This is a genomic window from Rodentibacter genomosp. 1 (assembly GCF_001999285.1).
Lineage (GTDB): Bacteria > Pseudomonadota > Gammaproteobacteria > Enterobacterales > Pasteurellaceae > Rodentibacter.
Genome location: NZ_MLHN01000018.1, coordinates 102,663 through 122,140 on the forward strand (window position 1 = coordinate 102,663; position 19,478 = coordinate 122,140).

General features: G+C 41.3%; 16 protein-coding genes and 1 pseudogene. 12 read left to right on the forward strand and 5 right to left on the reverse strand.

Going from position 1 to position 19,478, the window contains the following annotated elements:
* Positions 1-22 precede the first annotated feature (22 nt).
* The 4 genes from yajC to BKK54_RS09920 all read left to right on the forward strand — a co-directional run bounded on the left by yajC (position 23) and on the right by BKK54_RS09920 (position 5,166).
* On the forward strand, positions 23-316 hold the full coding sequence (gene yajC / locus BKK54_RS09905; RefSeq protein WP_077417880.1) for a preprotein translocase subunit YajC: 294 nt from the start codon (positions 23-25) through the stop codon (positions 314-316).
* 24 nt (positions 317-340) lie between these two features.
* A complete protein-coding gene (gene secD / locus BKK54_RS09910) occupies positions 341-2,191 on the forward strand; it encodes a protein translocase subunit SecD (RefSeq protein ID WP_077542912.1) in 1,851 nt (616 codons plus the stop codon).
* Positions 2,192-2,202: 11 nt separating this feature from the next.
* On the forward strand, positions 2,203-3,177 hold the full coding sequence (gene secF, locus BKK54_RS09915) for a protein translocase subunit SecF (RefSeq protein ID WP_077542913.1): 975 nt from the start codon (positions 2,203-2,205) through the stop codon (positions 3,175-3,177).
* Between the two features lie 168 nt (positions 3,178-3,345).
* Complete coding sequence (locus BKK54_RS09920; protein ID WP_077542914.1) at positions 3,346-5,166, forward strand: monovalent cation:proton antiporter-2 (CPA2) family protein; 1,821 nt, start codon at positions 3,346-3,348, stop codon at positions 5,164-5,166.
* A 196-nt stretch (positions 5,167-5,362) separates the two neighbouring features.
* Here BKK54_RS09920 and rdgB read toward each other — a convergent pair whose 3' ends face one another.
* Positions 5,363-5,956: an RdgB/HAM1 family non-canonical purine NTP pyrophosphatase gene (gene rdgB, locus BKK54_RS09925; RefSeq protein ID WP_077542915.1), complete on the reverse strand. Its 594-nt coding sequence runs from the start codon at positions 5,954-5,956 to the stop codon at positions 5,363-5,365.
* Positions 5,956-6,702 carry a 3-deoxy-D-manno-octulosonic acid kinase gene (locus tag BKK54_RS09930; RefSeq protein ID WP_077542916.1) on the reverse strand — a complete coding sequence of 249 codons (747 nt, stop codon included), beginning with the start codon at positions 6,700-6,702 and terminating at the stop codon, positions 5,956-5,958. The genes rdgB and BKK54_RS09930 overlap by 1 nt, the downstream gene beginning before the upstream one ends.
* A 77-nt stretch (positions 6,703-6,779) precedes the next feature.
* Between BKK54_RS09930 and BKK54_RS09935 the strand changes: the two genes are divergently transcribed.
* Complete coding sequence (locus BKK54_RS09935) at positions 6,780-7,823, forward strand: glycosyltransferase family 9 protein (RefSeq protein ID WP_077542917.1); 1,044 nt, start codon at positions 6,780-6,782, stop codon at positions 7,821-7,823.
* A gap of 50 nt (positions 7,824-7,873) precedes the next feature.
* On the opposite strand, the gene BKK54_RS09940 is transcribed toward BKK54_RS09935, so the two are convergent.
* On the reverse strand, positions 7,874-8,218 hold the full coding sequence (locus BKK54_RS09940; RefSeq protein WP_077542918.1) for a carboxymuconolactone decarboxylase family protein: 345 nt from the start codon (positions 8,216-8,218) through the stop codon (positions 7,874-7,876).
* A 116-nt stretch (positions 8,219-8,334) separates the two neighbouring features.
* Between BKK54_RS09940 and BKK54_RS09945 the strand changes: the two genes are divergently transcribed.
* Both BKK54_RS09945 and BKK54_RS09950 read left to right on the forward strand, forming a co-directional pair.
* The gene (locus BKK54_RS09945; protein ID WP_077542932.1) at positions 8,335-9,222 is read left to right on the forward strand and encodes a cupin domain-containing protein; all 888 of its coding nucleotides are present in this window, start codon (positions 8,335-8,337) and stop codon (positions 9,220-9,222) included.
* Between the two features lie 93 nt (positions 9,223-9,315).
* The gene (locus tag BKK54_RS09950; RefSeq protein ID WP_077542919.1) at positions 9,316-11,166 is read left to right on the forward strand and encodes an ABC transporter ATP-binding protein; all 1,851 of its coding nucleotides are present in this window, start codon (positions 9,316-9,318) and stop codon (positions 11,164-11,166) included.
* Positions 11,167-11,226: 60 nt separating this feature from the next.
* On the opposite strand, the gene BKK54_RS09955 is transcribed toward BKK54_RS09950, so the two are convergent.
* A complete protein-coding gene (locus BKK54_RS09955) occupies positions 11,227-12,612 on the reverse strand; it encodes a DASS family sodium-coupled anion symporter (RefSeq protein WP_077542920.1) in 1,386 nt (461 codons plus the stop codon).
* A 210-nt stretch (positions 12,613-12,822) separates the two neighbouring features.
* On the opposite strand from BKK54_RS09955, the gene BKK54_RS09960 reads away from it, so the two are divergent.
* The 4 genes and pseudogenes from BKK54_RS09960 (at position 12,823) to BKK54_RS09975 (ending at position 16,984) form a co-directional block, all read left to right on the forward strand.
* Positions 12,823-13,944 carry a sugar diacid recognition domain-containing protein gene (locus BKK54_RS09960; protein WP_077542921.1) on the forward strand — a complete coding sequence of 374 codons (1,122 nt, stop codon included), beginning with the start codon at positions 12,823-12,825 and terminating at the stop codon, positions 13,942-13,944.
* Between the two features lie 358 nt (positions 13,945-14,302).
* Positions 14,303-14,455, forward strand: a pseudogene (locus tag BKK54_RS12070) (helix-turn-helix domain-containing protein); the annotation flags it as partial.
* Positions 14,456-14,576: 121 nt separating this feature from the next.
* On the forward strand, positions 14,577-15,839 hold the full coding sequence (locus BKK54_RS09970) for a GntP family permease (protein ID WP_077542922.1): 1,263 nt from the start codon (positions 14,577-14,579) through the stop codon (positions 15,837-15,839).
* A gap of 14 nt (positions 15,840-15,853) precedes the next feature.
* Positions 15,854-16,984, forward strand: a complete 1,131-nt coding sequence (locus BKK54_RS09975) for a glycerate kinase (RefSeq protein WP_077542923.1) — start codon at positions 15,854-15,856, stop codon at positions 16,982-16,984.
* A 277-nt stretch (positions 16,985-17,261) separates the two neighbouring features.
* Here BKK54_RS09975 and xerD read toward each other — a convergent pair whose 3' ends face one another.
* Positions 17,262-18,155, reverse strand: a complete 894-nt coding sequence (gene xerD, locus BKK54_RS09980; RefSeq protein WP_077542924.1) for a site-specific tyrosine recombinase XerD — start codon at positions 18,153-18,155, stop codon at positions 17,262-17,264.
* Between the two features lie 527 nt (positions 18,156-18,682).
* Here xerD and BKK54_RS11925 point away from each other — a divergent pair.
* Positions 18,683-19,478, forward strand: a 796-nt coding sequence (locus tag BKK54_RS11925) for a hypothetical protein (RefSeq protein ID WP_208605820.1), incomplete at its 3' end; no start/stop codon positions are given.

Genomic DNA, 19,478 nt, shown 5'->3' on the forward strand with positions numbered 1-19,478 from the left:
AATTTTATAAGGAAAACATCAAATGGAAGCTCAAAGTCCAATGTCCACGTTAGTCATTTTCGTGATTTTCGGTTTAATTTTTTACTTTATGATTTATCGTCCACAAGCGAAACGTAATAAAGAACATAAAAAATTAATGTCTGAATTAACCAAAGGCTCAGAAGTATTAACTGCCGGTGGTCTAATGGGGAAAATTACTAAAGTGATTGAAGACAATAACAGCGTGGTAATTGCGTTAAATGAAACAACAGAAATCACGATTAACCGCAACTATATTGTAACTATTCTTCCAAAAGGCTCTGTTAAAACGCTTTAATCTTTTATTCCTAAAGGGACAACTATGCTAAATCGTTACCCATTGTGGAAGAATCTAATGGTGATCCTTGTGGTCGCCATTGGTATTTTATACTCTCTTCCAAATATTTATGGTGAAGATCCTGCGGTACAAATTTCAGGTACTCGAGGACAACAAGCCTCAACTGTGACATTAGGACAAGTTCAAGAAGTCTTAAAGGTCAATAATCTTTCAACAAAATCTATTGTTCTTGAACAAGGCTCTATTTTAGCCCGTTTCAACAATACGGATGATCAGCTCCTTGCTAAAGATAAAATTGCCGAAAAACTCGGTAATAATTACACTACAGCATTAAACCTTGCACCGGCAACACCTACTTGGTTAAGCAGTGTTGGAGCAAACCCGATGAAATGGGGCTTGGATTTGCGTGGTGGGGTACGTTTTTTAATGGAAGTAGATATGAATTCTGCACTTGCAAAACGTCAAGAGCAATTGCAAGACACGCTACGCAATGAACTTCGTAAGGAAAAAATTCAATACACTGGGATTAGAAATGCTGAAAATTTTGGTACAACCGTAACCCTTGCTAATCCGGAACAACTTTCAAAAGCGTCACGTATTATTCGTCAATCTCATCCGACATTAGAAGTCACAAATGCGGAGAGTGATACGTTAAATTTATCGCTTTCCACAACCGCACTTAATGAAGCTCGTGATTTAGCGATTGAGCAAAACTTAACAATTCTGCGTAAACGTGTTTCAGAATTAGGGGTGGCAGAAGCTGTAATACAACGTCAAGGTGCAGAGCGTATCGTAATTGAATTGCCGGGGGTTCAAGATACCGCTCGTGCTAAAGAAATTCTTGGGGCGACAGCGACCTTGGAATTTCGTATGGTGAATCAAGCCGTCAATGCTGAAGCTGCGGTACGTGGCATTTTACCGGCAGATTCTGAAGTGAAATATAATCGCGATGGTCGTCCGGTGGTGCTTTTTAAACGTCCGTCTTTAGGTGGTGAACATATTATCAATTCAAGTGCTGCTTTGGATCAGCAATCAGGTACACCACAAGTGAGTGTGACATTGGATAGTGAGGGGGGAGAACAAATGTCTCAACTCACTAAAAAGTACTATAAAAAACCAATGGCAACTCTTTATGTTGAGTATAAAGATAATGGTAAGAAAGACGAGAACGGTAAAACCATTCTTGAGAAAAGTGAAGAAGTGATTAATGTGGCGACTATTCAGGCCCGCTTTGGCGCAAACTTCCAAATTACCGGGGTAGATAGTATGGCAGAAGCACATAATCTTTCGACCTTGTTGAAATCCGGCGCATTAATTGCACCGGTACAAATTGTGGAAGAGCGTACAATCGGTCCGTCATTAGGTGCGCAAAATGTCGAACAGGGCTTGAATGCAAGTTTCTGGGGGCTTATTGCCGTCATCTTATTTATGCTGTTCTATTATAAGCTTTTCGGCATTATTGCAAGCCTTGCAATGGTCATTAATATTGTCTTGCTGGTTGGTTTGATGTCTATTCTTCCGGGGGCCACCTTATCCATGCCGGGGATTGCCGGTATCGTTCTCACATTGGGAATGTCAGTAGATGCCAACGTACTGATCTTTGAACGTATTAAAGAAGAAATTCGCAACGGTCGTCCGGTTCAACAAGCCATTAATGAAGGTTATAACGGTGCATTTACTTCTATTTTTGATGCGAATTTAACCACGATTCTCACGGCAATTATTCTTTATGCGGTGGGAACCGGCCCGATTCAAGGTTTCGCAATTACCCTTTCATTAGGTGTTGCAATTTCCATGTTTACTGCCATTACCGGAACACGTGCGCTTGTGAACGCAATTTATGGTGGCAAACGTGTTGAAAAACTTTCTATTTAATTGAGGTGACTATGGCACTTTTTGCAAGAGATAAAAACGGACATCTCATCAAAGAAATTAACGGAATTAAACTCCCGTTCCCGTTGACCGAATTTATGAAAGTTCGCAAATGGGGATATATTGTTTCAGCACTACTGATGGCGATTTCACTATTTTTTATCGTCACAAAAGGCTTTAACTGGGGGCTAGATTTTACCGGTGGGGTCGTCTTTGATACCCGTTTTTCACAAACGGCGAATCTTGAACAAATCCGTGGTAAGTTAAAAGAAAACGGTATTGAAAGCCCTATTGTGCAAACAACGGGTTCTGTTCAAGATGTGATGATTCGTTTACCTGCAGCGGATAATGATTCTGGAATTGGTGATCGTATTAAATCCATGTTGGTTGAATTGGATTCGGCTATTCAAATTAAAAGTATAGAGTTCGTAGGCCCCAATGTTGGTGAAGAATTGGCTCAAGGTGCGGTGTATGCGACTTTAGCAACCTTGGCGATGATGTTAATTTACATCGGTTCCCGTTTTGAATGGCGTTTGGGCCTGGGAGGAATTGTTTCCCTTGCCCACGATGTTGTGATTACCCTTGGGGTTTTCTCAGCGTTACAAGTAGAAATGGATTTAACATTTGTTGCCGCTATTCTTTCAGTGGTGGGATACTCCATTAACGATAGTATCGTTGTGTTTGACCGGGTTCGTGAAAATTTTCGCAAGATCAGACGATTGGATACCATTGATATTATTGATATTTCCCTCACACAAACGTTATCAAGAACCATCATGACCTCTGCGACAACATTGATCGTTGTGATTGCGCTCTTTTTCTTTGGTGGATCGTCTATTCACAATTTCTCCCTTGCTTTATTGGTAGGGATTGGCTTCGGTACTTATTCTTCCATCTTTGTGGCCATTGCCGTCGCTTATGACGTAGGTTTAAGACGTGAACATATGATCCCGCCTAAGGTAGAGAAAGATGGGGATGAACTTCCTTAAAGTACCGGCATTGTGTCGCAGTTACACAAATCTAATTTAAGCTTTATATAAAAAGTGCGGTTAATATTGACCGCACTTTTTTATTGCTACAAATATGCTGAATCCCTATAAATTCAGCACAAAACCCAGTAAAATACGCCGGTTTTTTATATTGTTTTAGGAGTGACTATGGCAGCGGAAAGTTCAGGTGATTTAATTCGAGTGGTGGCATTGCTGGGGGCCGCAGTGGTGGCGGTGCCATTATTTAAACGCATAGGATTGGGATCGGTGTTGGGGTATCTCGCTGCCGGATTGGCTATTGGCCCCTATGGTTTACAGGTGATTGGTGATCCTCACGCAATTATTCATCTGGCTGAATTTGGTGTCGTGATGTTCTTATTTGTGATCGGGCTTGAAATGAAGCCTTCACACCTTTGGGGATTACGTCGTCAAATTTTTGGACTAGGCAGTATGCAAGTGATCATTTCTGCCATTTTAATGACCATTGTTGGTGTACAGTTTGGCGTATCATGGGAAGTGGCGTTTGTCTCTTCCGCAGGTTTTGTATTGACATCCACCGCAATTGTGATGCAAGTATTAGGTGAACGCAAAGAACTTTCTACAAAACGCGGTCAAAAAATCGTCTCAATTTTATTATTTGAAGATCTTCTGATTGTCCCATTACTTGCTATTGTCGCCTCCCTCTCTCCTTTTGAAAAAACTGAAGCTTCCATGCCTTGGTGGCAATCTGCGGGTATTGCTATGCTCGCCTTAGCGGTATTAGTGTTTATTGGCCGTTTCATTTTAAATCCGGTTTTCCGTATTTTGGCGAATGCTAAAGCCCGTGAAGTCATGACTGCTGCTGCACTTTTTGTGGTATTGGGGGCCGCATTATTAATGGAAGAAGCCGGCTTATCCATGGCAATGGGCGCTTTTGTAGCAGGTGTAATGCTTTCCGAATCTGCCTTCCGCCATCAATTGGAGGCGGATATTGAGCCTTTCCGTGGTTTATTGCTGGGGCTTTTCTTCCTTGGCGTGGGAATGGCGTTAGATCTAAAAGTCGTTGCAGAAAACTGGCAATTAATCCTTTTAGGTGTGATTGTATTAATGCTCACCAAAGGTGTCTGTATTTATGTTGTAGCACGAGTTGCTAAAAGTACTCATAAAACAGCATTAGAACGAGCACTCTTAATGGCACAAGGTGGGGAATTTGCTTTTGTGCTTTTTGCGGCAGCCCTGTCAAAAGGAGTGATTGATGAAACGGTAAATGCCAATATGACGGCAATTGTTGTGCTTTCTATGGTGATGACACCGCTCATTCTTGTGCTTTATGAAAAATATGGCTCGAAAGAAATTGCAGAAGAAATTGAACCTGATGAAATTGATGAACAGCATCCGATACTTATTATCGGTATGGGACGTTTTGGACAAATCGTAAATGACTTGCTCCGTTTAAGTGGTTATGCCACAACAGTGGTAGATCTTAATCCAACGATGATTAAAGGTTTTAATGAATATGGCATTAAATCTTATTTTGGCGACGCTTCCCGCCGTGAGTTTTTAATTGCAGCAGGATTGGAGCAGGCTGAAATGCTTGTTGTGGCAATTGATAATAAAGCACAAGCCTCCGATATAGTGCACTTTGCCCGTGAAGTGAACCCGAATATTAAAATTATCGCCCGTGCTTATGACCGTTTTCATACTTTTGATTTATATAATGCAGGGGCTGATGACATCGTGCGGGAAACTTTTGATTCAGCGGTACGCACCGGTCGATTGGCATTAGAAAGCTTAGGTATGGAAACTGAGGTTGCAAAAGAAATTGCGGAATATTATTTCCATGCCGATCGTCACGAAGTGGAATTAATGTCTCAAGTGTATGATCCACAGGCACAATTCTTTAAAAATCCGGCATTACAAGATATTGCTCGAGAATGCGACCAAAAAATGGCAGCAGAGATTCAAGAAATCTTGCTAAGAGCGAAAGAAAAAGAACAAGAAGAAAATTAAAAAATTTGATAAAAACGACCGCACTTTTAAGCATTAAAGTGCGGTCATTTCTTTTCATTTTTTTGCATTAATAGCAGATCCAATTTGAGGGGCATTTGTAGGGACACACTGCGTGTATCCGTTTAAAATCAAATTATTTCAATACTATAGGACACACGCAGTGTGTCCCTACCTTTCGTTGAAATACCGGTTTTTATTATACGCTCAATTTTGCCTTTAATTCTTGCAACGCACGTGCACGGTGAGAGATTTTTTTCTTTTCTGTTGTTTCCAGTTCTGCAAAGGTACAACCTTGTTCCGGGCTGAAGAATAAGCTGTCGTAACCAAACCCATTTTCCCCTTTTTCCTCAAAACCAATCATACCGTGGCATTCCCCTTCTGCAATGATAGGGGAAGGATCGGTTGGGTGACGTAATAACACTATACAGCTCACAAATTTTGCGTGGCGTTTTTCCTTTGGTACATCGGCAAGTTCTGCCAATAATTTTTGACGATTTTTCGCATCATCGCCTTCTTCGCTGGCATAACGGGCGGAATACAAACCCGGTGCACCATTGAGGGCGTTGACGACCAAACCGGAATCGTCTGCAATTGCGGGTAATCCTGATTTTTCTGCCGCATAACGCGCTTTCAATAAAGCATTTTCCACAAAAGTTAATCCTGTTTCTTCGGGGCTTTCAATGCTTAAATCCGTTTGAGCGATCACGTCGAATCCAAATGTTGCCAACACATCTGCCATTTCTTTCACTTTTCCAGGGTTACCGGTAGCCAGTACAATTTTTTGCATGATTATTTATCCTTTTTGTTGAAATTTTGATGATAACCGAGCATTAATTCCGCCCAGTTTTGTTCCGTAAATTGGATTTTCATTCTTTCGGTTTCTTTTATAAAAGAGCGGTGTAAACGGGTTAAGTTTTCTTCTTTCCAAAAATCTCCTGATTTTTCACCGCACTTATCAAAATCAAGTAGCCAACATTTTTGTTCCGATTCAGTGTATTGAACAAGAATATTGTGAGCATTGAGATCCGTATGGCAAATTTGCAAATCGTGTAATTGACGAATTAGCCCACCGATTTGTTGCCAAACTTCATCCGCTAGTCTCTGGGTTTGTAAAAGTGCGGTCAGATCCTGTGCATTTTCGATTTTTTCTGTGAGGATATCCGCTTGATAACAAAAACCGAATTGCCCTTTTTTTACCCGTGCGCCGATAGGTTTTGGAACGGGCAAACCCGCATCATACAAGCGTTGTAATAAAAAAAATTCTGCGAAACTACGAGTTTGGGAAAGAGATGAAAAATAATAACGATCTTTATTGAATTTTCCCCATAAACCACCCCGATAATAATGACGAAGTGCACAATTGACCCCAAACCAATCTTGTGTTGCCAAAAAATAAGTCGTTCCTCGTCCTTGTGCTGAACCAAGAATACGCTGTTGTGTTTGCCAATATTGCGGATCGAAAAACTGATGTGGTTGGTCAAAAGTGCGGTCAAAATTAAAGAGAAAAAATTGGTTATCCTGTTGGAACTCAAACATTTTATGTGGATTGAATGATAGAAAATGCCCTCATTCTACTTTAAAATAATGCCAATTTAAACGAGAAAGGAATCGCTATGCTGCTTTTTACCGACACGCCAACCACGCTTTGTATTCTTCGCCTTTCTGCGGTGGGGGATGTGTGTCATGCCCTTGCTGTGGTGCAACGCATTCAGACGTATTATCCACAAACCAAAATCACTTGGATTGTGGGGAAAACGGAAGCCACATTGTTAGAGGGAATACCTAATGTTAGGCTGATTCCTTATGATAAGAAAACGGGTTGGAAAGGGATTTTTTCTTTATGGCAGCAGCTTAAAAATACCCATTTTGATGCATTATTAAATATGCAAACGGCATTTCGAACTTCCATCCTTTCTTTAGGTATTAAGGCAAAATATAAAATCGGTTTTGGTCAAAAACGTTCCCGTGAGGGACAGTGGCTTTTTGTGAATCGCCGTGTGAACGATCCCATATCACCTCATGTATTAGACGGTTTTATGGCGTTCGCCGAATATATTGGTGTACCAAAAAGCGAACTCAATTGGCAGTTTGTGATTTCTGAAGAAGATAAACAATTTGCACAACAATTTATTGCTCCGACCCGTAAAAATTTATTAATTTCCCCTTGTTCCAGCAAAGCTGAAAAAGATTGGTTGGTGGCACGTTATGCAGAAGTGGCAAATATTGCGAACCAACATAATGTGAACGTGATTTTTTGTAGTTCACCGGCAAAACGGGAGGTGGAAATGGTGGAGAAAATCACCGCACTCTGTGACTTCACGCCTACCAACGTCGCTGGAAAAACGAGTTTAAAACAACTTACCGCATTGATTGCTAAGGTTGATCTTGTGCTTTCGCCGGATTCCGGTCCTGCTCATATTGCCACAACGCAAGGCACACCGGTCATCGGATTATATGCCTATCACAATCCATTGCGTACTGCGCCTTATAATAATAGAGAAAATGTGGTATCGGTGTATGAAGAAAATGTGCAAAAGGAATTTGGCCGACCTTCCTCTGAATTGCCTTGGGCAACTAAATTGAAGGGGAAAAATTTAATGGCGGAAATTCAAGTGAAAGAGGTGATTGCCCAGATGGAAAAATTGAATTTGTGGTAATAAAAAGGCGTTCATTGAACGCCGATATAGTATGAATAATTTTAGAAAAATTATTCTCCTTTTTGTACATTAAACGCTTCTAATGCACGCAAGGAATAGGTATAAGCCGCACCGGCATTGAGTGCGATAGACATTGCCAATGCAGCAGAAACTTCGGCTTCGGTCGCACCGGCTTTTACCGCTTCTTCCGCATGAACGCTAATGCAGCTTTCACAACGAGTGGTAACTGCCACCGCAAGGGCGATTAATTCACGGGTTTTGGCATCAAGTATATTACCTTCAGCCGCTGCGGCACCTAATGCTTGATAGGCTTGCAACATTTTAGGGTGTTTTTTGCCAAGCTCGCCAAATGATTTTTTTACATGTGAAGTGTGTTCTTTCCAATCGGTAAACATAATGTTTTCTCCTAAAATAGGATTGTGTAATGATGATTAATTTCGGGGCAAATTATAGACCGTTTGTGCAAACATACTTGCCAATTTGTCTCAACTTATATGGTTGGAGTCTCATCATGGATTACTTAGATAAACTGGTTCACTTCGCTCAAGTTAGGGGCGAAATTAACATTCGTTGCGAATTTCAGGGCGAGTGGCAAGTGGAACATAATGAACATTCAAATAGTAAAGGGATTTTTCATTTGATCGAAGAAGGGGAATGTTGGCTTACTCTTGAGGATCAACGATTTCATTTAACACAAGGCGATATCTTTTTTCTTCCACAAGAACGACCGCACTTAATGGGAAATCTGCCGGAAAACAAGGAAAACACACCCTCTCATAAAAGCAAGTATGGAGTGTTTGAAGTACAAAAAATTGGGCATGGGGCTGCAGATTTAAAAATGTTTTGCGGGGCATTTTATTATCAGAAAAATGCACTACTCACAACATCCTTACCTGATTATTTACATCTGAACTTGCGTAATACCTCAATCCAACCTCTTGTGCAATTATTTTTGCAAGAAGCAATGAAACAAGAAAACGGTAATCAATCCGTGATTGATGCATTGGCCAATGTGTTATTTATTTATATTATCCGTCACGTCATCAGTTTTGGGATGATGGGGCAGGGTGTACTGTATGCGCTTCAAGATAAACGACTCAATCCTGTGATCCTTCGGCTTTTACAAGCACCGGCACAAGATTGGCGCATTGAGCAACTGGCAGAGTTGGCGTCAATGTCTCGTGCTAATTTTATCCGTGTATTTCAGCAGCAGATTGGTATGTCCCCCGGTCGATTTCTTACCAAAGTGCGGTTAGATTTGGCGGCATTTTTATTAAAACAGTCGCAGAAAACCGTCTTGGCAATTGCCTTAGAAGTTGGTTATCAATCAGAGGCTCATTTCAGCAAGGCTTTTAAAAATACCTATCAAGTTTCCCCAAGTCTTTATCGTAAAGTGTAAATTTCGCTCACTGTAATTTGAGGGATTTTTACGCTATAATGCGCCACTTCAAAGGCAGCCTTATGTTGCCTTTTGCTTTTTTAAGGAAATCTTATGTTCGATAAAATTTTTTCATGGTTTGAAAACCGTTTAAATCCTTATCCGGAAAGCAATCCAACAACGCCGGAAAAAGGACTGTTCCGTTTTATATGGTCGAGTATTGACGGGATGAAAGGCTGGATTTTCTTACTGGCGATTTTAACGGTTGGAACCGGCATAATGGAAGCATTACTATTCCAATTTATGGGGTTGCTCGTGGATTGGCTTGGCGCTTATACACCGACAACCTTATGGCAAGAAAAAGGGCATTTATTGATCGGGATGGCCGCACTGCTTTTATTGAGTATTGTGTGGTCTTTTATTGGTGTGAATGTTCGGTTACAAACCTTGCAGGGGGTATTTCCGATGCGGCTGCGTTGGAATTTCCACCGTCTGATGCTTGGGCAAAGTTTGAGTTTCTACCAAGATGAATTTGCCGGTCGTGTTTCTGCAAAAGTGATGCAAACTGCCCTTGCTGTGCGTGATACGGTGATGACAATTGCGGATATGTTGGTTTATGTGGCGGTGTATTTTATCACCTCAGGTTTGGTGTTGGCGGCGTTAGATATTTGGTTCTTATTGCCCTTCGCCATTTGGATTTTCCTCTTTATCACAATCTTGAAATTGCTGATTCCTCGTTTAGCGAAAACGGCGGAGCGCCAAGCTGATGCCCGTTCTTTGATGACAGGACGTGTCACCGATGCTTATTCCAATATTGCGACAGTAAAATTATTCTCTCACGGTTCACGTGAAGCGGCATATGCAAAACGATCAATGGAAGAATTTATGGTAACAGTACATGCGCAAATGCGTCTTGCCAGCTCCCTTGATACCTTAACTTATGCCAGCAATATTTTCTTAACCTTAACCACTGCTATATTGGGCGTTATTTTATGGCAACAAGGGCAAGTGGGTGTCGGAGCGATTGCCACTGCGACTGCAATGGCATTGCGTGTGAATGGATTGTCTCGTTGGATTATGTGGGAATCGGCACGTTTATTTGAGAATATTGGTACTGTAAATGATGGAATGGCAACCCTGACAAAACCGCACACGATTGTTGATAAACCGAATTGCCCACCATTACAGGTCAAGCAAGGGGAAATTAAATTTAATAATATTACCTTTGCCTATGATCCGACAAAACCGCTATTAAATCATTTTAATCTCACCATCAAACCGGGCGAAAAAGTCGGGTTAATCGGGCGTTCCGGTGCGGGTAAATCGACCATTGTTAATCTCTTGCTGCGCTTTTATGAGGCACAGCACGGTACAATCACCATTGACGGACAAAATGTCTTGGATGTGCAACAAGAAAGTTTACGTAGTCAAATTGGTTTGGTGACACAAGATACTTCACTATTACATCGTTCTGTCCGTGACAATATTATTTATGGTCGCCCAACTGCCACAGATGAAGAAATGCAATGGGCAGCAGAACGGGCTGAAGCCGCGGATTTCATTCCGTTCTTGACGGATGCACAAGGACGAAAAGGTTATGATGCGCACGTGGGTGAGCGAGGCGTTAAACTGTCCGGTGGTCAGCGCCAGCGTATAGCCATTGCCCGTGTGATGTTGAAAGATGCACCGATTTTGTTACTGGATGAAGCGACCAGTGCGTTGGATTCTGAAGTGGAAGTAGCGATTCAAGAAAGCCTTGATAAAATGATGGAAAATAAAACGGTGATCGCTATTGCCCACCGTTTATCCACCATTGCGGCAATGGACCGTTTGATTGTGTTAGATAAAGGTCAAATTGTGGAGCAGGGCACACATAGTGAATTGCTTGAACAAAATGGCTTGTACGCCAAACTTTGGAAACATCAAAGTGGTGGTTTTTTAAGTAGTCATGAACATTTAGATTAAACGGAAAGAAAAACGACCGCACTTGGATAAAGAGCGGTCGTTTTTTATGGCATTTTTGAACTAGTTAAGCCAGAAAAAATAACCGAATGTTGCAATCACGAAGACACAGACAATATTGAGTACAACACCAGCACGCACCATTTCACTTTGTTTGACTTGACCGCTACCAAACACAATAGCATTTGGCGGTGTTGCCACCGGCAACATAAATGCACAGGATGCACCCAAACCGATAATTAATGCAAGACCAATTTCTGGGATTCCTAGGGACTGGGCGATAGAAATGAAGATTGGTACCAGCAAGGCTGCACTAGCGGTATTGGAGGTAAATTCGGTTAAGAAAATGATAAATGCCGCAACGAGTAAACCAATTAAGTAATAATGTTGCCCTTGAACTAAGAAGACAATGCCATCAGCGAGAATCTTACTTGCACCGGAATCTTTCAATACTGCACTTAAGGTTAAACCGCCACCAAAGAGCATTAACACGCCCCAATCGGTATTGTCTTGGATTTGTTTCCAACTCGCCACGCCGGTTGCACAGATAATAATCGCCGCAAGTAACGCAACTACACTATCAAAGCTCGCAATGTTTTTTGGTAACCCCAATAAGCCTGAAATGAGCGGATTAATTTTGCTACTAAATACCCAACAAAGTGCGATAAATACAAAGATCAGCAAAGTTAAAATCCGTTGTGGATTCATCTCAATTTTATCAAAAGATTGTTCAAAGTGTTTATTGAGTTTAGGTTTGAATACGATGAAAAGCGTACCAATCATTAACGGCAATAAAATTAACATAATCGGTAATCCGTACCATAGCCAATCTGAGAACGTGAGGTGTAAGTTACTCGCTACAATCGCGTTTGGCGGACTACCAACTAAGGTTCCCATTCCGCCAATACTTGCGCTATAGGCAATTCCCAACAAGACAAATACATAAGTATTATGCTCTTTTTCACGATCCATATTGCTTAAAATACCCATTGCGAGTGGTAACATCATTGCCGCAGTCGCAGTATTACTCATCCACATTGAAAGAAAAGCGGTGATCAAGAAGAGATAAATTACTGCGACAAAAAGATTACCTTTAGCGAGTGCCATAATTTTATTGGCAATCATTCTATCCAGTTTTTGCATATGTAATGCTGTTGCTAATGCAAACCCACCGAAAAATAAGAATATTGTGGGGTCAGAAAAGGCTGCAAGAGCCTGTTTTGTTGAAACTAAGTCTAATGAAACGGCAAGCAATGGAACAAGTAATGCCGTAATGGTAACGTGTAATGCTTCGCTTAACCAAAGCACTGCAATAAAAGCCAATAATGCAAGCCCAGCGTTTTCCTTCGGGGCAAAGGGTAAACATTTTAATAAAACAAAAAAGAGAAGAATATCCGCAAGGAATATCATTCCGTTTTTATGGTTTTTGAGTGAAGATGTTGTGTTCATAGAACCCTCTACATTTTTAATCAAATGAACAGGATCTTATGTTAAAGGAATGTTACTAACTTGCAATGAGCAAAATTCAAAAATGTGATCAAGAGCAAACATTTTGACAAAAAAAGTGTGGTTAAAACTTCCGACTTAGGAAGTTTATTGACGACATCCCCTTATAGCCGATAACGTATAGGCTTTCTTCCTATTGATGAGAAAACAAAAATGCAGCTTAACACAGTAATAGCCCAAAAAATTGTGAAACGAGCAATGAAAATTATCCATTATTCCGTAAACGTGATGAATGATAACGGCGTGATTATTGCTTCCGGTAATCCTGAGCGTTTGTCGCAAAGACATACCGGAGCGGTGTTGGCGTTACGGGAAAATAGGGTTGTGGAAGTAGATCAACGCTTAGCGCAAAAATGGAATTTCGAGGCTCGGCCGGGGATTAATCTACCTATTCATTATTTAGGAAAAGCGATTGGGGTGGTGGGAATTTCCGGTGAGCCAGCGCAGGTGAAACAATATGCGGAATTGGTAAAAATGACCGCAGAATTGATTGTAGAGCAACACGCATTATTGGAGCAAGAAAGTTGGCGCCGCCGTTACAAAGAAGAGTTTATTTTGCAGTTATTGCGTGGCGATTTGAATTGGCAAGAAACCGAGCAACAAGCCAAATTTTTTGCTTTTGATTTAACCCAATCCCGAGTGGTGATTTTGATTAAATTGTTATCCCCGAATCCTGATTCCTTACAGCATTTGATCAATTATTTAGAGCAACCTGAATTTGCGCAGGATGTGGCGATTTTATCGCTCGATCAAATTGTCGTATTAAAAACACTGTCGATTTCAACCGCACTTTCTCAGCAAATAAAAACCTTACTCCCGAAAGATTACACAAAACAGAATTATAAAATTGCAGTCGGTGCAAGTTTGAATGTGCCCTTATCCGAACAACTTCCCCTTTCTTTTCAAAGTGCCCAAAGTACCTTGGCTTACGGTATGAAATATCATCCGAGAAAAAATCTTTATCGTTTTGAGGAATATCGTTTGCCGGTGCTGTTGACAGGGCTATCCTATTCTTGGCAAGGTAAGGAATTGTTAAAGCCGATAACGCCCTTATTTGCTGAGGAAAATGCCACGCTTTATAAAACACTACAACAGTATTTTTGGGCAAATTGCGATCTCCATCTCGCTGCCGAAAAATTGTTTATTCACCCCAATACCCTACGTTATCGACTTTCTAAGATTGAACAAATAACTGGGTTGTCTTTCAATAAGATAGATGATTCATTGAGCCTTTATTTGAGTACGGTATTAGTTATAAACAGTAAGAATGATTAAAGATCAAAGAAAACGACATGTAGAGACACACTGAGTGTGTCCGTTATAAAAATCAAGTTATTTCAATAGGTTAAAATTTGGATACACACAGTGTATTCCCTACAAGCTAACCCAAAAACAGATTTGTGCAACTGCTACATAATACCTAAATACTCTTCTTCAACCGTATTGTTTCATATCATGCTAAATGCACCTAGAACCGTCATTGTCATTGGAAATTGGAAATTGGAAATTGGAAATTGGGCTTTATTTTGCTGAATGATAGAAGAATTTATAGAAATTTTCTTCTAGTGAAGAAGGTTACAAAAAAGCAACAAAATAAAAACAATGATTCAAGAGCGAAAAAACTTTATTTTAAAACTGTGATCGTCTTCACATCACTGAAAAACAGTTTATTTCCCCTAATCCCCTCGCTTGTCGACTTTCTAAAATTGAACAAATAACAGGCTTCTCTTTCAACAAGATAGATGAGGTGTTGAGTCTTTATTTAGGAATAGAATTAGGTCATTGATTTGTTCAAACTAATAAATTTTAGCAGATTTAACCGCACTTTTTTGTTGGTATGAATAAAGCAATTTTTCGTGAAACAAGAAATAATCTCTCTGATCTTATTATTCAAGAGGAGAGAAATTATGACAACCGTATCTGCTTTGGGGGCATTGGTGGCGTTGGTCGTCGCCATTTTCCTGATTTTGAGAAAAGTATCGCCTGCTTATGGAATGTTAGTGGGTGCATTGGTGGGAGGTTTGGTTGGTGGTGTGGATTTATCACAAACCGTGAGCTTAATGATCGGTGGCGCACAAGGAATTACGACTGCTGTGATGCGTATTTTGGCAGCCGGTGTGCTGGCCGGTGTATTGATTGAATCCGGCGCGGCAAATTCTATTGCGGAAACCATCACCAATAAGCTCGGTGAAACCCGTGCGTTATTGGCGTTGGCATTAGCTACGATGATCCTAACGGCAGTCGGGGTATTTGTGGATGTGGCGGTAATTACCGTTTCGCCGATTGCTTTAGCTTTGGCACGCCGTACCGATTTATCCAAGGCGGCGATTTTATTGGCAATGATTGGAGGGGGGAAAGCGGGCAATATTATGTCACCAAACCCCAATGCCATTGCGGCGGCGGATACTTTTCATTTGCCGCTGACTTCCGTGATGATGGCTGGTGTTATTCCGGCAATATTTGGCTTAATGCTCACCTATTTCTTGGCAAAACGACTAATCAATAAAGGTTCCAAAGTGACGGATAAAGAAGTCGTGATGGTTGAAAGTCAAAATTTACCTTCATTTTTAACCGCACTTGTTGCCCCGTTAGTGGCGATTTTACTCCTTGCCCTTCGCCCTTTGTTTGATATTAAAGTGGATCCGCTTATCGCCTTACCACTAGGCGGCTTAATCGGTGCACTTTGTATGGGAAAATTGCGCCAAGCAAACAGCTATGCTATCAGTGGTTTGGGAAAAATGGCTCCGGTGGCGATTATGTTACTTGGCACGGGCGCATTAGCAGGCATTATTGCCAATTCCGGTTTGAAAGATGTGTTGATTCAAGGATTGGAACATTCCGGCTTGCCTTCCTACATTCTTGCACCGATTTCAGGGGCATTAATGTCTCTTGCCACCGCTTCTACTACCGCAGGCACAGCAGTTGCCTCTAATGTCTTCAGCAGTACCTTATTGGAACTTGGCGTGAGCAGCCTCGCCGGAGCAGCGATGATTCATGCCGGGGCGACAGTATTTGATCATATGCCTCACGGCTCTTTTTTCCACGCCACCGGTGGTAGTGTAAATATGGAGATGAAAGAGCGTTTAAAATTGATTCCTTACGAAAGTGCGGTCGGTTTAGTGATAACCCTCATTTCTACCTTAATTTTCGGTGTCTTTAACTTATTCTAATCAAGGAGTACAAAATGAAGATTGTGATAGCCCCTGATTCTTTTAAAGAAAGTTTAACCGCACTTGAAGTGGCAACTGCCATTGAAACAGGCTTTAAACGTGTTTTTCCTGATGCGGAATATGTGAAATTACCTATGGCAGATGGTGGTGAAGGGACAGTGCAATCCTTAGTAGATGCGACCCAAGGTAAAATCGTGGAATGTGAAGTTACCGCACCCTTGGGGGAAAAAATCAACAGTTTCTTTGGGTTATCCGGTGATGGTAAAACCGCAATTATAGAAATGGCAGCAGCTTCGGGATTGCATTTGGTTTCAGCGGAAAAACGTAATCCGTTACTCACCACCAGTTATGGCACGGGTGAATTAATTAAACAAGCCCTTGAGTTTGGGGTAGAAAAACTCATTCTTGGCATTGGCGGTAGCGCAACCAATGACGGTGGCGTGGGGATGTTGCAGGCACTAGGCATACAATTTCTGGATATTCAAGGCAATCAAATTGGCTTTGGTGGGGCAGAATTAGCGAAGATTGAAAAAATTGATTTTCAAAAATTGGACGCGCGCTTACAAAATATACAGATTGAAGTGGCTTGCGATGTGAATAATCCTCTTTGTAGCGAGCGTGGTGCCTCTGCTATTTTCGGCCCGCAAAAAGGGGCGACAGCGGAGATGGTACAACAACTTGATTGCGCATTAGCCCATTTTGCGAAAATTGCCAAACGGGATTGCGGTAAGGATATTGCCGAGCAAGCAGGTGCAGGAGCGGCAGGGGGTATGGGCGGCGGATTGTTGTTATTGCCAAATGTACAGCTTAAAGCCGGCGTACAAATTGTGTTAGAAAATTTACGTCTTGTTGATTACGTGCAAGACGCAGATTATATCATTACCGGCGAAGGGCGAATGGATGCGCAAAGTATTATGGGCAAAACCCCGATTGGGGTAGCACGGACGGCAAAACAATTCAATAAACCGGTGATTGCCATTGTCGGCTGTTTGCGTGAAGACTACGATGTTGTTTATGCCCATGGTATTGATGCGGTGTTCCCGATTATTCGTCAGTTAGGCGCATTGCCTGATATTCTCAAACAAGGCGAACAGAACTTAATTTCCGCCGCACAAAATGTGGCGAGAGTGTTGGCATTGAAGTAGTTTTGTGAGACATCCCATAGTGATGTTGGGGTGTTATTAGCAAATGCACAAAAACAGAAATTTCAACAATATGTGGGGACACAACGAGATGCCGATAACGACTTGTATTGCTGAGTATAACTGAATTTAGATATACATGGGACACACTGCGTGTGTCCGCTTATAACATATTGAAATACGGACACACTCAGTGTGTCCCTACTTCAAAAACAGGTTTGTGCAGCTGCTACATAATACCCTGATGTAGCAAAAGTGCGGTGATTTTTAACCTCACTTTTTAGCCTCTAGGGTGGAATCGTTCATGCAAGCGTTTCAAACGTTCTTTCGCCACATGAGTATAGATTTGTGTAGTGGATAAATCACTATGTCCGAGTAGCATTTGTACCACCCGTAAATCTGCTCCGTGGTTCACTAAATGGGTGGCGAAGGCGTGGCGAAGCACATGCGGCGAGAGTGCATTACTATCAATATCGGCAAGCACGGCATAATGTTTAATACGATGCCAGAAAGTTTGGCGGGTCATTTGTTGCGCCCGTTGGCTAGGGAAGACAATATCGGAACTTTGTCCGTCTAATAAAATGGGGCGAGCATAAAGCATAAATTGGCGAACCCAATATACAGCTTCTTCCCCCATCGGAACAATACGTTCTTTGTTCCCTTTGCCGATGACCCGCACAACCCCTTGTTGTACGCTCATATTTTCAATGGTGAGCGAAACCAATTCCGTGACACGCAAACCTGTGGCGTAAAGCAATTCCAACATCGCTTTATCACGCAATTCTAAAGGGATTTCTACATTAGGCGTATTGAGTAAATCGGTAACCTGTTGTTCGCTTAAATATTTTGGCAGACGGCTTGGTAATTTGGGCGAGCTTAATATTGCACTCGGATCATCCGCACGATATTTTTCACGGTATAAATACTGGAATAATTTCCGCATGGCACTTAATAGCCGCGCAGTACTGGTCGCTTTATAGCCTTGCTCGACCCGTTCCCCGAGAAAATGTTGTAAATCCACCGCATCCAAGGTTTCAAGGGAAAGATTATGTTGATCCAACCAATGGCAAAATGCGGTCAGATCCAGCCGATAAGATTGCACGGTATTTTCAGAAAGCCCTTTTTCAATCCAATATTCATTGAGGAATAAATCAACTAATGCTGTGTTTTTCATTGTGTGATGTTTATAGAGAATAGGAAAATGTTATCTTGTTGTATTCAAAATATAGTTTTATCTATGTTTTTTGATTAATTTATTCTTTTTATCTTACTAAATTTAAATGGTCAGTTACCGATTGTCAAAAGAAAGGATTTTTGTATACTCGTTATTCGTTAAACATAAAGTTGATAGAAAATCTTTGATTTGAAGAGTTCACCTATATTTAACAATATGATTTTCATCTTTTTTGTAAATAGTATTTCTTCTATTTTAAATTGTAAGCGATTTTTTGCCTGCCCTCTTTAATATGAGTTTTAATGATACTCTGCTAATGCTAATGCGATAGGATGTAGGCTATCAATCGCAATTTTAAGGGCTGAGTTAGACTTAGTTTAAAATCCGACTTAGATCAGGTTTTAATTAACAATCAATAGAAATCTACTATTGATTATTAAAAACAGATTCGATAACTTCTTTTTAATATTTTTTACTGATAAAATCGCGCAGAATTTATACCTGCCTATATATTAAAAGGAATCCAAATGGCAAACTCTCTGCGTGTCGTTCATCACGGCGAAGTAATAGAAATTACTCTTTCAACCACTGAAACTCTCCACTTAGCTGCTCAACCAGATACCCAATATCAACTATTTGATGAGAATGGTCAACTTATTCAAGAAGTGAAATCAGAACTGATTGATGGTGATTTAAAGATCTATGTTGAAGGTGATACGCCAAACTTAATTTTAGACAACTATCAGTCTGCTTATCCTATTGAGAGTAAGACTTATTTAGCAGAGATCAATGCGACTTTTGCAACGGCTGAAAATGCTTCGCAGGCAGCCTTTTACTCTCAACCAATTCTTGCTAGTGAAGTGATTTCACCCTCGATGAAAAATTTAGCAATTTGGGGATTAGGGGCTGTGGGTATTGCTGGGGTGGCTGCTGCTACGTCAAATAAACATAAAGGATCATTAATCAAGCCAAGCTTACAGCAATCAAAAGAAGAAGTAGAAACTCCAATTAAACCAGAAGAACCAGTTCAACCAGAGCCAGAAGAGCCTGCTCAACCAGAACCGGAAAATCCTGTTCAACCAGAACCTGAAAAACCTGCTCAGCCAGAACCGGAAGAACCGGTTCAACCAGAACCTGAAAAACCTGCTCAACCGGATCCGGAAGAGCCAGCTCAGCCAGAGCCGGAAAATCCTGTTCAACCAGAACCTGAAAAACCTGCTCAACCAGAACCGGAAGAACCGGCTCAACCAGAGCCAGAAGAGCCAGCTCAACCAGAACCGGAAGAGCCTGTTCAACCGGAGCCGGAAGAGCCTGCTAAACCAG

Bases quoted from the DNA above. Each gene is read 5' to 3' on its own strand.
- BKK54_RS09930 (WP_077542916.1), bottom strand. From the start codon at position 6,702: ATGTTTGAGTTCCAACAGGATAACCAATTTTTTCTCTTTAATTTTGAC.
- BKK54_RS09950 (WP_077542919.1), top strand. From the start codon at position 9,316: ATGTTCGATAAAATTTTTTCATGGTTTGAAAACCGTTTAAATCCTTAT.
- BKK54_RS09975 (WP_077542923.1), top strand. From the start codon at position 15,854: ATGAAGATTGTGATAGCCCCTGATTCTTTTAAAGAAAGTTTAACCGCA.
- BKK54_RS09940 (WP_077542918.1), bottom strand. From the start codon at position 8,218: ATGTTTACCGATTGGAAAGAACACACTTCACATGTAAAAAAATCATTT.
- BKK54_RS09955 (WP_077542920.1), bottom strand. From the start codon at position 12,612: ATGAACACAACATCTTCACTCAAAAACCATAAAAACGGAATGATATTC.
- secD (WP_077542912.1), top strand. From the start codon at position 341: ATGCTAAATCGTTACCCATTGTGGAAGAATCTAATGGTGATCCTTGTG.
- xerD (WP_077542924.1), bottom strand. From the start codon at position 18,155: ATGAAAAACACAGCATTAGTTGATTTATTCCTCAATGAATATTGGATT.
- BKK54_RS09935 (WP_077542917.1), top strand. From the start codon at position 6,780: ATGCTGCTTTTTACCGACACGCCAACCACGCTTTGTATTCTTCGCCTT.
- BKK54_RS09960 (WP_077542921.1), top strand. From the start codon at position 12,823: ATGCAGCTTAACACAGTAATAGCCCAAAAAATTGTGAAACGAGCAATG.
- yajC (WP_077417880.1), top strand. From the start codon at position 23: ATGGAAGCTCAAAGTCCAATGTCCACGTTAGTCATTTTCGTGATTTTC.
- BKK54_RS09970 (WP_077542922.1), top strand. From the start codon at position 14,577: ATGACAACCGTATCTGCTTTGGGGGCATTGGTGGCGTTGGTCGTCGCC.
- BKK54_RS09945 (WP_077542932.1), top strand. From the start codon at position 8,335: ATGGATTACTTAGATAAACTGGTTCACTTCGCTCAAGTTAGGGGCGAA.
- BKK54_RS09920 (WP_077542914.1), top strand. From the start codon at position 3,346: ATGGCAGCGGAAAGTTCAGGTGATTTAATTCGAGTGGTGGCATTGCTG.
- secF (WP_077542913.1), top strand. From the start codon at position 2,203: ATGGCACTTTTTGCAAGAGATAAAAACGGACATCTCATCAAAGAAATT.